At 56.6% G+C, this 14,302-nt stretch carries 11 protein-coding genes and 2 pseudogenes; 7 read left to right on the plus strand and 6 right to left on the minus strand.

Annotated features, from left to right (window positions below):
* Positions 1–274: 274 nt before the first annotated feature.
* The gene (locus B4968_RS26435; protein WP_490362860.1) at positions 275–415 is read left to right on the plus strand and encodes a DUF8602 domain-containing protein; all 141 of its coding nucleotides are present in this window, start codon (positions 275–277) and stop codon (positions 413–415) included.
* 184 nt (positions 416–599) lie between these two features.
* On the opposite strand, the gene B4968_RS19475 is transcribed toward B4968_RS26435, so the two are convergent.
* A complete protein-coding gene (locus B4968_RS19475; RefSeq protein WP_083100972.1) occupies positions 600–1,262 on the minus strand; it encodes a methyl-accepting chemotaxis protein in 663 nt (220 codons plus the stop codon).
* Positions 1,210–2,433, minus strand: a complete 1,224-nt coding sequence (locus B4968_RS25360) for a HAMP domain-containing protein (protein WP_139792928.1) — start codon at positions 2,431–2,433, stop codon at positions 1,210–1,212. The genes B4968_RS19475 and B4968_RS25360 overlap by 53 nt, the downstream gene beginning before the upstream one ends.
* A 163-nt stretch (positions 2,434–2,596) precedes the next feature.
* On the opposite strand from B4968_RS25360, the pseudogene B4968_RS23240 reads away from it, so the two are divergent.
* The 6 genes and pseudogenes from B4968_RS23240 to B4968_RS19515 all read left to right on the plus strand — a co-directional run.
* A pseudogene (locus B4968_RS23240) lies at positions 2,597–2,771 on the plus strand (IS110 family transposase); the annotation flags it as partial.
* Positions 2,772–3,418: 647 nt separating this feature from the next.
* Positions 3,419–4,147 carry an amidase family protein gene (locus tag B4968_RS25365; RefSeq protein WP_161492614.1) on the plus strand — a complete coding sequence of 243 codons (729 nt, stop codon included), beginning with the start codon at positions 3,419–3,421 and terminating at the stop codon, positions 4,145–4,147.
* The gene (locus B4968_RS25370; protein WP_161492615.1) at positions 4,077–4,709 is read left to right on the plus strand and encodes an amidase family protein; all 633 of its coding nucleotides are present in this window, start codon (positions 4,077–4,079) and stop codon (positions 4,707–4,709) included. Before B4968_RS25365 ends, B4968_RS25370 begins: the two co-directional genes overlap by 71 nt.
* Positions 4,709–5,005, plus strand: coding sequence for an amidase family protein (locus B4968_RS25375; protein WP_083100977.1), 297 nt, complete (start codon positions 4,709–4,711; stop codon positions 5,003–5,005). Before B4968_RS25370 ends, B4968_RS25375 begins: the two co-directional genes overlap by 1 nt.
* Positions 5,006–5,259: 254 nt before the next feature.
* Entirely contained in the window at positions 5,260–5,940 is a 681-nt protein-coding gene (locus tag B4968_RS19510) for a hypothetical protein (RefSeq protein ID WP_083100979.1), read from the plus strand.
* The gene (locus B4968_RS19515; protein WP_161492616.1) at positions 5,918–6,790 is read left to right on the plus strand and encodes a Zn-dependent exopeptidase M28; all 873 of its coding nucleotides are present in this window, start codon (positions 5,918–5,920) and stop codon (positions 6,788–6,790) included. The genes B4968_RS19510 and B4968_RS19515 overlap by 23 nt, the downstream gene beginning before the upstream one ends.
* Before the next feature lie 471 nt (positions 6,791–7,261).
* On the opposite strand, the gene B4968_RS19520 is transcribed toward B4968_RS19515, so the two are convergent.
* The 4 genes and pseudogenes from B4968_RS19520 to B4968_RS19535 all read right to left on the minus strand — a co-directional run bounded on the left by B4968_RS19520 (position 7,262) and on the right by B4968_RS19535 (position 13,774).
* The gene (locus B4968_RS19520; protein ID WP_241525882.1) at positions 7,262–8,647 is read right to left on the minus strand and encodes a phenylacetate--CoA ligase family protein; all 1,386 of its coding nucleotides are present in this window, start codon (positions 8,645–8,647) and stop codon (positions 7,262–7,264) included.
* Between the two features lie 274 nt (positions 8,648–8,921).
* Positions 8,922–10,085 (minus strand): annotated as a pseudogene (locus tag B4968_RS25930) (ABC transporter permease).
* Positions 10,086–12,782 (minus strand): ribosome-associated ATPase/putative transporter RbbA, encoded by a 2,697-nt coding sequence (gene rbbA / locus B4968_RS19530; protein ID WP_083100981.1) that lies wholly within the window; start codon positions 12,780–12,782, stop codon positions 10,086–10,088.
* Positions 12,779–13,774 carry an HlyD family secretion protein gene (locus B4968_RS19535; protein WP_083100982.1) on the minus strand — a complete coding sequence of 332 codons (996 nt, stop codon included), beginning with the start codon at positions 13,772–13,774 and terminating at the stop codon, positions 12,779–12,781. Before B4968_RS19535 ends, rbbA begins: the two co-directional genes overlap by 4 nt.
* Positions 13,775–14,302 lie beyond the last annotated feature (528 nt).

Here is a 14,302-nt window from a genome sequence, read left to right on the forward strand (position 1 = left end):
ATCAAGAAGAGTTTTTCAACAAAATTCGCCCATTTTGCCTGAGTTCCGGCCAATGATTCGCTAGGCACGAATGTCGTGAATGGGTTACGAGAAGCCCTTTGAGGGCCCGGACCGGACCGTTCCGGCACCTTCGCTCAAGAGCCCTGATCACAAAACCCACTTGACGCTTAACTCAGCTATATGCGATCAGATATATATCATCACGAAATGCGCCCACGGGAAACCGGCGGGCGTTTTTGCGTTGTATTCTCTGACATTGGTAAAGGGGCGCGGGATGCCGAAGAAGCCCTGCGCGCATCCGGGTTGTTTTCGACTGATTGAGGTCGGAACGGGGTATTGCGATGCGCATGCTCAATCGGAAAAGCAGGACCGGGAGAACAGTTCGTCACCATCTGCCTTAAGGCCGTGTGAGTAGAGGTCTCCCCAAGCGCCGTGAACGCTTTGGGAAGGCCCAGAGAACGCGCCAAGAAAAGCGTCGCTCAGTCTAATGTGCTGCCCACAGCTCAAAGCTGTTGAGAACAGGGCGCACCCGGCTTCTATCCGACACATCGTAAGATGTTTGATCGCCGCCAAGGGCTCAGGCCGAACGAGCGAGCAGTTCATCCCCGGAGCACATTGCATCGGCGATCGAAATCGTCATCAGCCCTTGCATAATGCGCCTCAGACGCGGTGTCCTGCCAATCGGCTTCTTCTGCGGCCTGATCCTGCCCTTCCCGCAACACAAACTGACCAACCAGCTGATTAAGCCCAAGTGTTTCGGCGTTCAAAGACTGGATAGCAGAGTTCGACTGGTCAACCATGGTCGCATTTTTCTGGGTAACCTCGTCCAGTTGAGACATGCCGATATTGACCTCGTTGATACCCGTCGCCTGATTGGCAGAGACCGCAGAGATACCGGACACCAGCTCTGATATCTGGGCAACTTGCTGGACAACGGCTTCCAGCGCCTTACCGGCTCCGTCAACCTGCTGCACACCATCCTGAACATGGGCCGAGCTGGTCCCGATCAGGATTTTGATCTCCATTGCTGCTTCAGAAGAGCGTTGCGCCAGGCCACGAACCTCGGAGGCAACAACAGCAAAGCCCCGTCCGACCTCGCCTGCCCGTGCCGCTTCGACCCCGGCATTCAAGGCCAGGAGATTGGTCTGGAAGGCGATGTCATCAATCACACCGATGATCTGCGAAATGCGACTGGAAGAGGACTCGATTTCATTCATCGCCGCCAATAGCCCCCTCAACAACACGCCCGCTGTGCTCGACATCACTGCGCGCTATCGCCATAGCGTCCTCGACTTCTTTGGTGTTTTGCGCTGCTGTAGTCACGCTGGTGGCCATCTGTTCCAGCGCGGCCGCAGTCTCCTCGAGCGTTGCCGCCTGGCTGGCGGTGCGCGTCGACAGATCCTCCGACGCATCCTGGATTTCGCTGGACCGGCCCTGAATACCCTTGCTGGCCAAAACAACCTTGGAAATCAATTCATTCAGGTTATCTACGGTTCCATTATAATCAACGCGTAGGGGCTCGTATTCATCGTCAAAAACTTCGGCAATACGATCACTGAAGTTTCCTTTCGACAGGTTTTGCAACCCGCTCCCAAGGCGCGCAATAACGCCTTCACCTACGGCACGTCTGGCATCTTGTTCGGCGAGGGTTTCCACGACACGTGCAGTAACCAAATCAATATCATGGGCAATTTCACCAAAATCATCTTGGCGCATCCGGTCCGAGATTCTTATCTCAAAATTCCCTTCGGCAACATCTCTGAGGGCTATGCGCAAACGTTCAATAGGTCTGGTGATCGTCAGCGTTGTTTTACGCGCATTATGAAGCACCACCAAAATGGTCAGGGCAGAGATACCCAGCAGGCTATAAAGCAAATTCATATCATGTGCCCGCGCGGCCAGAGCGGACGTGCGGGCGAATTCTGCGATGTCTACTTGAAGAGTATGAAGATCCTTCTTCAAGAGGGCACGCTCCTCAAAAAAGGCGGGCAGAGCCGCAAGAGCGGCCCCATTATCCTGGAACCCCAAGGTCTGAATAGCTTGGCTGGAGACAATGAACTCCTCTGCCAGAGGTATGGTTATCTCGGCCAGGGCCGAGATTTCAGGTGAGGTTGGCACAGCTTGCAGCGCCTTGAGCGAGGTCATGAAGACCTGTGATTCCTGTACGAGCTGCTCCGCCAGCGCCGCCTGATCCGCAGCGGATAACTGTTCGCCCTGTAGCAGGCTGTAAACGACAACCCCTTCCATTCTTTCACTTTCCAGGCCTGCATTTAATTCTTGGCGCACCGCCTCAGTTACTGAAATTTGCCGTTCCAGTTCCAGCTCACTCTGCCAAAGACTATAGATTGACAGACTGGCTAGAAATACGATAGACGACACTGCCGTAATACCAGAAATGAGCAATCTTGTATTTATAGGCATATTCCTGAACATTTAAACGCTCCACTAAGTTGCAATAGGCATTCTTTTTTTAGGGCGCACTCCTTAAGAATTCAGAAAAAAACCCAAAGAGATACGGCTTTGATGATGTATCCCCCCCCGACGGAATCGATGTGCCAAGGTGGGGCTGCAATGATCCACAGAAAGGCGAGCGGCCATGTCGGATATTATTACAGTCGGACTCGATTTGGCGAAAAATGTATTCCAAGAGCATGGAGCTGACAGCGCAGGTCAAGCGCCAGAAGAATGATGCTGCTGAAGCGATTTGCGAGGCAGCGCTACGCTCCTCGATGCGCTTTGTGCCGGTGAAGAGCAAAGATGTGCAGGGTGCACCATGGTCTTCCGGGTCCGGCAGCAGCTCAGACATCTGGACCGCAAAAATGCTCGCGGAGAAGCCGTTCCGGCTGGCAACCGTTGCCATGGCCAACAAATCCGCCCGGATTATCTGGGCCATGCGAACCAAACGAAAGGAATACCGGCAGCCGATTGTCTGATCGGGTCAACCTGCCCAGGGCTGCAAGGCGCTTGATGTGATGATGCGAAATGAAGTCAACCAAAAGTCAGGACGCTCCGACCAATGTCGCGGCCCACAGAGGTCGTTGAGCCGAGAGGAACCTTGCTTGCGGAACTCATCCACTGCCCGGCAGGCGATGCTTGCATCGCTGAGAGGGAGGGCCAGTGGCAATCGCCTCGTAAACAGGCCCCTCTCGGCAGATTGCTCCGCAATCGCCTGCCGGGCAGCGAGACACACGACTGTACTGACGGATGATCGCAATCACAAAAATCGCTTGAAATGGAGGAGCCATCCACACACGACATTGAGCGGATTGCCGAATGTTGCGCTGCGGCTTCGCCAAACCTGCCGTTAGACATATCGTGCAGCATTTTTCGGGTCTTGGGGCCACAATGCGGGCTTCGTTGCCATCTGGTTCTGGGCCTCACTTGGCAGCGCCCAAAGCATTGGAAACGCAAAATAGCATTGGACAATCAATACCCGTTCCATGATCCTTGGATTGAAATCGATGGCGCAGAATGGGAGAGAAATATGCTGACACGACGAGCCCTTCTCAAAGCTTCCGCCGGAGCACTGGTCGGTGCTGTATTTGTTCCTGCTCAGATTAAACGAGCCGCTGCCGCACCAAAATATCTCGACGAGCTTATTGGTTACGACGCTCTTGGAATGGCCGAACTGATAAAAACGGGTGATATCTCGGCGCGTGAAGCGGTTGAGATCACGATCCGTCGCATTGAGGCTCTTGAACCGATCGTGAATGCGGTCACCACGCGAACCTTTGAACGCGCGTTTGACAAGGCCGAGACGATATCAAAGGATACGGTATTTGCCGGAATGCCCATTATGGTCAAGGACATGGTCGACGTGGGCGGCGTTCGCAGAACTGACGGATCGCGTATGATGCTTACGAATACGCCTGCCGAAAACGTCATGTATGTCGATGGGGTCGAAGCATCTGGCCTGAATATCATTGCCATGACCAATGTGCCTGAGTTTGCGCAGCTTGGCCTTGTTACCAATAATATGGCTTTTGGACTGTCGCGCAATCCATGGGATCTGTCCAAGTCGACGCTGGGGTCCAGCGGCGGTTCGGGCGGCGGCGGTTGCGTCGGGTATGGTGCCAATGGCGCATGGCACCGATGGCGGCGGCCCGAACCGACTGCCTGCCTGCGCCCAGGGGTTATTTGGCTTTAAGCCAAGTCGGGCGCGGATGCTGCCGGGCGAGGCCGGCGGGGTACACGGTGCGACGAAAACCAACCAAGCGATCAGCAGGACGGTACGCGACAGCGCAGCTCTGCTTGTCCACACTGAAGACCCGAATGGACCGTTTCCGGCAATTGGCCTGGTCACGGGGCCTGCCAATAGGCGTCTTAAAATTGGCTATGCGCCGATGATACGTGGTGGCATTGCTGTTGATCCGGCCGTGGCAGCAGCGCAGGAAAACACGGTTCAGCTGCTGCGCGACCTCGGTCATGACGTTGTCGATGCAATAATTCCAGTGGACCAGGAAGAATTCTTTCGCAATTTCAACGGCGCGTTCCTGCGCCAGTTTGGTGTCGTGGCAGAACAGGCAAGATCCATCTCTGGGGCTTCGGCAGGTGAGTCAGGCCTGCTTGATCCTTTTACGGCCTCGCTGATCGAGTGGGGAAGCAGCTTTTCTGCTGAAGATCAGGCCGCCGGAGCGGCCTATCTGCAGAAAGTTCCCGGACTGTTCGACGCGCTGTTCAAGAACATTGACGTATTGCTCAGCCCTTGATGCCATTTGTCTCTATTGATACCAACGCGTTGTCACCAGGATATCTCGTAAACGATCATCTGCTCAATTTCCTGCAGTCGGGGCTCGCCTATACTGCTGCCGCCAACGTTTCGGGCCACGCCGCGATGTCGGTGCCGCTGAACTGGGACACCAAAAGCGGCATGCCAATCGGATCACAGTTCCAGGCAGCAGCCGGAAATGACGCAATGCTCTATGAGCTGGCCTTTGAACTGGAGCAAGCACGGCCATGGAAGGATCGTTGGGCGCCATACTCCGTGAAATTTATCCCGGTCTGACACTGCGAATGCAATACCCGCTCAAATTATAGAACTTCAAAGGAAGCTGTTTCTCATGAAGGCATCCATATTGTTCAAACCTTTGATGCTCATGTCTGGGCTGGTTTTTCTAGGGCTGTCTGCGGCAGCGGCGCAAGACACGACTGCTTTGTCGGACCAGCGCATGGCAGACAGTCCTGAGGCATTGATAAAAAGCCTTGGCGCTGTCTCGTTTTTGACCCCTGAGGAAATGGCACGACAAGCGGGCGCAGGAGTTGTCCGGCCTGCTTCACCCATTTGATATTCCACAGTCCCCCCAGCTTTTGGATCCCCGCTTTGATCCCCGAGCCCCGATCCTGGCTGCTGACATCTCAGAATATCTGGACCATCTAACCGGGATTTCGATTAAATCGAAGAACGACGGAAACCTGATTTGGGGCCGTGTTCAGGGGACCAAATATGAGCGCGAGGCGTCAGACTATGTTGAGGAGCAGCTGAAGGCCTTTGGCTTTGCTGATGTCCGCAAGGATCTGGTGCCAGCCCGGCGTCCCCTTTGGCATCTGGAGCACTTGGAATTGACTGTCACGGCGGCTTCCGGCTTTAAAGATGGTCAGACCTACAGTTTTTCCAACGCGCTTACGGCCTATCAATCTGCGACGACACCAAAAGGCGGGGTTGAGGCCGAGGTTATTTTTGTTGGTGAAGGCACCGCAGCAGAACTAAATGGGCGAGACCTGACCAATAAGATCGTTTTGCTGCGGACACGTGGCCTACCGGGAGGGTTGTTCCACAGCGCCCGGACCGCCTATTCCCGTATCGCAATTGGTGAGTATGGCCTCCCAGTTGGCGTCGTCGTTTGGTCAGATGTGCCCAATGCCTCTGTTGTTGCGACCCGCGTCGGGGCCATCGGCGGGGGGAAACCTTTGACTGGCCTTGCCCTGGACGGTTATCAATAATCAGGACGGATACTACCTCCGCAAACTGCTGGACCGCGCAACTCCAGAGCAACCAGTTCGGATGCGCCTGGATGTTCAAGGCGAAGAACAAGGCCCAGACAAACGATATTCTTACAACGTCTATGGGGTGTTACCCGGACAAAGCGGCAAATACATTCTACACATCACCCACATTGATGGTTTTCTGTATGCGCAGCACTGCAACGGAGGCGGTGTTGCAATGCAGATGGCAATGGCCAAGCACTATGCTGCACTCCCGGCTGACGCGCGACGGCACGGCCTGATCTTTTTGTTTGTCGGAGATCACGAAAACCCAGGGGTCGGAGCCACTGACAAGTTTGTTGAGGCGAACAGGGATCTTATGGAAAATGATCTTCTCGTCGTATTGCGCCCGGAAAAGCCAGGCATGGTCCAGGAACTGGACGAAGGGTGGATCTCAAGTATCCCCACGAATGTGATGACGCCGCAGATGCTTATGGTGACAAACCGAAGCCCACTTCTGACCGATTTGTTTCAGCAGGCTGCGACGCTCTACAACATTACCACCATGGAGTTTGTCTACCCTGACCCTGCCAGTGACGAGACCAATTTTCATCCCCCATACTTCGATGCGGCGGTGATTTCGGCAGGATGGGCGACGGGCACCCGATACTATCATACAACCGCCGACTACGAGAACAATCTCGTGCGACCGGCAGTTCTAGAAAAACAAGGCCGGGCCTATGCATATGTCATTGATGAACTGATGAAGTACAACAAGGCGGACTTAGAGCAAGGTGGCACAGCTTACACGGCCGAAAAATCTATCTATCAGTCGGATATTTTGAAGTTACTGCTTGGAAATCACTAGTACACCGGGGCAAATCCTCAAGGAGGCTGCATGCCCACCTTGGACAGTGCCAAGAGGAAGGTCTCCATAAAAGGAATAGTTGGAAAGCCTAGAGCACGCTGCAACCAAAGTGTTGTGCACTGTTCGTGGTCTGCTTCGGGCGATATGCACAGCTTTGCAAACTACGCAATCTGCACTCATTTAAACATGGAATTGATTGTAGCAGGGACAACAGTTCCTCCAGCCCAAAATGACCGTTTCCATCAATCGACGGGAAGTTGCGAGCGCCTGCGGCGAATGACTGGTTTCCGCCCTTGGTGTCGTTTGCTGCGCTTGCACACATCGCATCGATGACCGGCTGTAAGGGGCTGGCAACCGTCATTGACCGCCCAATGCAGTGCTTCAGCGCGACGGTTCTGGTGCTGCTAGCGCCGCAAGTCCGCTTGAAGCCGATTTGCTTCTCTTGGACGTAACGGCGCATAGCGGTTTATTTCACGTGACTGAGCCAGAGCGACGCAAGGGCAATACATGATGGAACTTGCCGCTGGCGGTGAATTCGGGCGATGCCTCGCTTTCCCGTACCGTCACTTCGTCCAAGCCGTTTTCGCGAAACACCTGCTTCACCGACGCGATGACCTCTCGAAAGACAGGCTCTGCCGCCGCCTCATCGGCTAGCTGTATGCGCACTTCGAATTCCTTGTCACTGGTCTGGACCAACTGGATACGTCGGGCGCGCTCGTGCTCCAGATCAAAAACAAGCGGCGACAGCGCCACCTCGCCTATACGAACGAGCGTCGCTTGGCGTCCCTGCACCTGAAAACTGCGAAATGGTGATCCGCAGGGGCAGGGCTCTTCATGGAAGCGCACACAGTCGCCGAGATCGTATCGGATGAAAGGCTGAACCTCGTTGGCGAGCACCGTCAGCAACACTGTCGCCGACAAAGTGCCATCGGGAACGGGCTGCATCGCCTCGTCTACCGCCTCCAGGATGACCCAGTCTTCGTTCACATGCTTGCGCCCATGGCTGCACTCGAACGAAAGCGCCAGACACTCTGTGCTGCCATAGGGGTCGCTAATTCCGTATTTTAGCGAGGGGAAAGCCCGCCCGACCCGCACGCGAAGATCGTCCGTGAGCGTTTCTCCCCCTGTGGTGAAGAGCGCAGGCGCAATCTGCAGCCGTCCGGCTTCTTTTTCCTTGGTGAGGATGCTCAGCATGCTGGGGTAGGTCACGACCCAGGCGACGTTCGAGATCGCATTGAGCCTCGCAACGATGCGATCAATCGGCTGCTCGGCCTCGATGACCGTTAAACCCAATCCCTTTGCCAGAACCGGATACAGCCGCTGTACCAATTTGTTGAACCCGTTTCCAGCGAAGTGACCGTGTCCGCCAGTGATCGTCACCCTCACCCCGAGCTTGCGGACATCCCGGATGAGCTTCCAATGATAAGGTTCGAAGCGTGCCATCATAATTCCATAGGCATATTCCACGAAGGATGAGGACAAGACGATGACTGCAGGTTCGCCCGATGTCCCCGAGGTTTGGAAAACGGCGACATCGTCGATCGGCACGCCAACCTTCCGGATATCGCGAAGATGTCCGCGAGCCCGCTCCAGTGGCAGAGACCGGATCGTCAGCCAGCTGGCAAATTCCCTCATGAGATCGGGTTTGCGGGTCACCGGCAGGTCACGCAGTTTAATCTCTCTTGATCGTGGCAAATCCGCGTAGAGCATTCGAAACAAGGGAGAATCGCGACGCGCCTTTTCCACGAGACGCCGCAGATTCCGGAGTTGCTTGGCTTCAATGCGCTTGCGTCCGCCCCAGCCTGTCCACAGCCCGCCGACCAAATATCCCAATGATCTAGTAAGGCTGAAACGCATATCCACTCGCGATGCTTGTTCTTAGTATCCGACGTCAAGACATCGTTGATTGGAGATTACTCTAGGGAGCCACACGTGCATTGACCTCAGTCAAACTAAGCAACTGCGCAAGTTTACCTGTTCGAGCCGTCCCCGTCTGAGTGCGGTCTGCGGATCTCTTTCAGCCCAAACTGTGAATTCGCCGCGCTCATGTCGAACGACCGCCTTGCTGAAATCGTGCTTACAATGTCATTTCGCCCTTTGTGGCAAACAACCTCGGTCAGCTCGCGGCTGTTTACGCGCCGCCGGGTCTCGACCCCGACTTAACAATGCATCTTAATTCTCTTGCGCGACCGTGCCTGAAGAGCAGGATACTCGTAGTCAAGAGGGTGGTGCCCAGTAGAGCCATCCATAAAAATTCCGGCCAGACGGTCTCGATCCCGGCGCCCTTGAAGACGACGGCCTGGCTGGCTGACATGTAGTGACGAGACGGAAGGATCAGAGTTCCGATCTGCAGCCAGGCAGGCTGGCCTTCGATTGGTGTCTCACCTCCCGACAGCATCAGCATTGGGAGGACCGTCAGCATCACCAGGAGCGCAAACTGCGCCATTGAGCGGGCCAGGGTTGCAAGGAAGACCCCCAATGCCGTCGCAGTAAAAAGAAACAGAGCCGTGCCGAGAAGAAACAGAGTTTTCGACCCCGAGATGCTTATCCCCAGTGAGCCCTGCAGCACAAATGTCAGTGAGAGTGCCGTCGCGACCAGGACCACTGCGGCGTTGGCCCAGATCTTGGCCATCGCAATGTCAAAAGGCGTGAGCGGCATTGCCAGCAGGTGCTCGATCGTGCCGTGCTCGCGCTCGCGGATCATGGCGGCACCCGTGAGAATAGTGGTCAGCTACATAATCTGGCCGATCAGCGCGACGATGCCGGCAAAACGTACGGTGTCGCGGTTTGGATTAAAGGCGCTTCGCAGGATAACCTCGACCGGGGACGCGGGTAATAGATCTGCTCCGATCGCAAAGCGGCTGATCTCGGCGTTCAAAATGTTGCTGATATAGCTTGCACCGATCCCGGCCTGTTCCATCGCGGTTGCGTCGATCAGAACCTGAATTTCCGGAGTACGACCGGCGCGAACATCCTTCTCAAATCCGGGGGGCACGGCGACGACGAACAGGAACCGCCCCGCATCCATCTGTGTGGCTCCCGACCCCGGTGTGATCTGGACGACAGGCTGGAACTCTGGCCGAAAGAAAGCCGCAGCAAGCGTCCGCGAAAGGGGTGATTTATCCTCATCCGCAAATGCAATCGATGCGTTGTTGACCGAGGTCGCGACCCCGGTCGCCTCCATAACCGGCGAAAAGGTAAAGGACCAGGCCAGCAGGGCCATCATCACCCAGTCCCGGCGCAGGCTCATCATCTCTTTCAGACCAAGCCAGAAAATGCTGTGCAATCGTCGCATTCACGTCTCCTGCGCGCGCAGTAACAGGGCTGCGATCCCGGTAAACACCGGGCCGAAGCAGGCGAGCGCGAGAATGTCGGGAGCGAGCGCCTCCCAGCCCAGTCCTTTGGTGAAGGCACCGACGTTCAAGTGCAAAAAGTAGGACGACGGCCAAAGTGAACCGATAACCTGAGCGCCTCCTTCAAGCGTTGAGACTGGCTGCAACAGACCGGAGAACTGAATGGTCGGCACAACCGAGGCGATGGCCGTTGCAAAGGTTGCAGCCACCTGGCTTGACGTCATGGTCGCTATCAGCAGCCCATAGGATGTGGTCGCCCAAACATACAAGAAGGCGCCGATCAAAAGCGGGAACGGATCTCCTTTCAGCGGTACGCCAAAGATCACAATGGTCATCCAGACCAACAGCAGGAAATTCGCAAAAGCGATGGCGATATAGGGGATCTGTTTGCCGATCAGGAATTCAAGCCGTGTTGTCGGGGTCACATAGAAATTGGTGATCGAGCCCAACTCCTTTTCCCGCGCGACGCTGACCGCCATAAGAACGGCCGGCAACATGATGAGCAGGATCGCGGGCATAGCGGGAGCCATCGCGGCGATGCTCTCGAAGCTTTGGTTGTAGCGAAACCGCGGCTCGACCCGGGCAATCGCGGTTTGTTGGCTGCCGCTGCTGTCGGCAAGCACGCCCAGAAACGTTTGATGCAACCCTGTGACATATCCCTCCACCGTCTCTCCCTTAAAGGGGATCGCACCATCTACAATCGCGAGCACCTCAGTCTGCTCGCCCGCACTCAACTTGCGCCCGAAATCGGGTGGCAGCTCAACGACCAGCGAGACGTCGCCCGCAGCCAATCTGCTGCGGCCTTCCGCAGCGCTGGCCAAGGGCTGTGTGGGCTTGAAGTAGCGCGACCCCGAGATCTCAGCGATATATGCGCGGCTCTCGGGGCTCTGCGAGAGGTCGAGAACCGCGAAATCCAGCTCATCGATATCCATGGAAATGCCAAAGCAGAAGACCAGCATCAAGATTGCCGACCCCAGGAACGCAAAGGCGAGGCGCACTGGGTCGCGCAGCACCTCGACCGTCTCGCGCCGTGCGTAGGCCAAGGTGCGCCCGAGGCTGCCACCGGTCCCGGCCTTCGTGGCGTCAACCGTGATTTTGGGGGCGATAACGCGCGCCGGTGGCTCTGCAGCTTCCAATACTGCGATAAAGGCGCCTTCCAGACTGTCCGCCTCATGTGCTGCGATCAAATCGCCGGGCGTCCCCTCAGCCAGAACCCGGCCTGCGTGCATGAACGACACCCGGTCGCATCGTTCAGCCTCTGCCATGAAATGGGTCGAGGCAAAGATGGTCACGCCCTCCTTGCGCGAAAGCTCGACCAGGAGGGCCCAGAACGAGTCGCGCGCCTCAGGGTCCACGCCCGAAGTCGGTTCGTCCAGGATGAGCACGCGCGGTTGGTGGATCACCGCGACGGCCAGCGACAGGCGCTGCTTGATGCCAAGCGGCAGCGTCGCGGCCAGCGAATTGCTATGCGAGTCCAAGCCAAAGCGCCCCATCAGTTCGTTGATGCGCGCTGTCCGGTCTGGGATTGCGAAAATGCGGGCGTGGAGCTGCAGGTTCTGATGAACGGTCAACTCGCCGTAGAGCGAAAATGCTTGGCTCATGTAGCCGATCTCGCGGCGCATATCGAGGTCGCGCGCATCAACCGGTCTGCCGAATAGCAACGCCTCACCCGAGCTTGCGGGTAGCAGGCCCGTCAGCATCTTCATGATCGTCGACTTACCGCAGCCGTTCGATCCGAGAAAGCCGAAGATCTCTCCACGGTGGATAGAGAAATCGACGCCGTCGACCGCAGTGAAATCGCCGAAGCGCCGTGTCAATCTGCGGGCGGTGATCACAGGGTCTGCATTGACCTGGCCTAGGGGCACTTCATCGGGCAGGGGGTGCGGCTCTCCACGCGCCTGAAGCTGCCGGTAAGCCGCTTCGAGATCTTTGGCCTCGCCTTTCAAATCCTCCGGGCTGCCCTGAAAGAGTACGTGTCCTGCATCCATCGCAACGATCCAGTCGAAGCTTTGTGCCTCTTCCATATAGGCCGTCGAGACAAGGACTGTGAGCTCCGGGCTGTCTTTTCGGATGGCGGCAATCAGGGCCCAGAACTGACGACGTGACAGCGGGTCGACACCGGTCGTCGGTTCGTCCAGTACCAGCAGCTTTGGGTCATGGATCAGTGCACAGCAGAGCCCAAGCTTCTGCTTCATGCCGCCTGACAATTTGCCCATCAACCGGTCTGCAAAGGGCTCAAGCGCTGTTGCCGACAACAGCGCCGTAATCCGGATGTCGCGCTCCTCCTCGCTCTGCCCGAAGAGGCGTGAGAAGAACTCCAGATTTTCGCGCACCGACAGTTCCGAATAGAGATTGCGGCCCAGCCCCTGTGGCATGAAGGCAATGGCCGAGCATATACGGCGCCGGTGCACCGGGTCGTCGATTGCTCCCGCAAGAACGTCGATCGTCCCAGTTTGCAATTTCTTTGCGCCGGTGATCAGGCTCAGCAGCGTTGACTTGCCGACCCCATCCGGTCCGATGAGCCCGATGAGACGACCGGCAGGCAGGGCCAGCGACAACGCATCCAACGCGGTATGCTTACGATAGCAATGCGTGACCCCTTCAACGCGAATTCCGGATGCAGCACGCTCGGTACTCATTGGAATAACTCAGGCGGAATGCGCCTCTGCAACGCTTCTGGCCATATGCTCCCCGGAGAGAGCCGGATCACGGCGATGCCACGAAGCCCGGTCTTAACATGGGCAATCCGATCCTCCACAAGATCCTCAGGGATACGAACGCGGACGCGAAAGACCAATTGCTCGCGTTCGCTTAGGGTCTCGACCTGTTTGGGTGTGAACTGGGCCTCTGGGGAGACAAAAGTGACGGTTGCGGCAATGGCGAAATCCGGCAGGGCATCAAGCACGATGCGGGCCTCGGCTCCAATCGGCAACAGTCCCGCCTCGCGGGCCGGGAGGAATACTTCCATATAGACGTTTTCGAGACTGAGGAGCGTCAGGATTGGCGCGCCCGCGCCGACGACTTCTCCCGGCTCCGCCAGCCGGTAAAGCACACGCCCCGACACCGGCGCGAAAAGTGAGCTATCCTCGATCTGAGCGAAAATGCGGCGCACCTCAGCCTCGGCAGCCGCGATCTGACTGTCGGAGGTTGCAACTCGGGCCCTGGCTGCAGTCAACACTGCTTCGGCAACCTGGTGTGCGGTTTCGCGGTCCTCAAAGACAGTCTCGGAGATGTTCTGCCCTGCCAGCAACGCCGTGGCACGGTCGAGTTCATGGGCTGCCCGGCGCTGTTCACTCTGACGCTGGGCGACCAGGGCTTCAGCTTCAGCTTTCATCTGGCGTGCCAGTGCAACCTCAGCTTTGGCACGATCATGTGACGCGGACAGCTCATCCGTGTCCATCTGGACCAGGATGGCCCCGGCGGAGACCAAACTGCCCTCAGCCGCCATGACCCGCGACACCCGTCCGGCTCTGGCGGGGGCGATTTTCACTTGTTCCGCTTCAATCCGCCCATTGCCCTGCACAAAGCCAGCTGGCCACTCCGCGCCGTTCTCAGAAACGAACATATACACCGCAGCACCCACAAGCAGGATCGCTGCGGCGGTGAACATTAGGCTAGTCTTTTTTCTCATGGTCAAGCGCCCCGAAATCGACAACGTCAGTGGAGCATATTCTAGGCCATGGCGACATACCTTGCTTTGAATCAAACCAGTGCATTCAAAAGGCAGCGGACATTGTGTCAAGAAAACCGAGCGCTTGTCGAAGGCGGAAGGCGGTCGCCACTGGAATTGCTTAGTGTACGACGGCGTATCTTTTTAAAAGTGATGATGCGGGGCGTTGGCGATGACAAATTGTTTGGGGGAGAGCCTGGGCGATCTGCGGTGGCGGTTGAGATTGGTGCGTAAATCGCAGGCCGGGAGCTGTCGGCCAGGGAGCGGTGCGTTTCTGCTGGAGCAGTCAGCCGACCAAAGCCTGCGCTAAAAGCTATGAGGAGAACTTCAAGCTGTAGAATTTGAATATTTTTGCGGTCCGCCGGATAAAAACGAACTCTGAGGCATTACATTTTCCAACCAAGGCATGTTGTCGCACACTGCCAACAGAGCCCCAAAAGACACATGCGGTGGTGGATATGTTTTAAAAGCTGGCATTTGTTGACATAT

This window comes from Pseudophaeobacter leonis (assembly GCF_002087335.1).
Taxonomy (GTDB): domain Bacteria; phylum Pseudomonadota; class Alphaproteobacteria; order Rhodobacterales; family Rhodobacteraceae; genus Pseudophaeobacter; species Pseudophaeobacter leonis.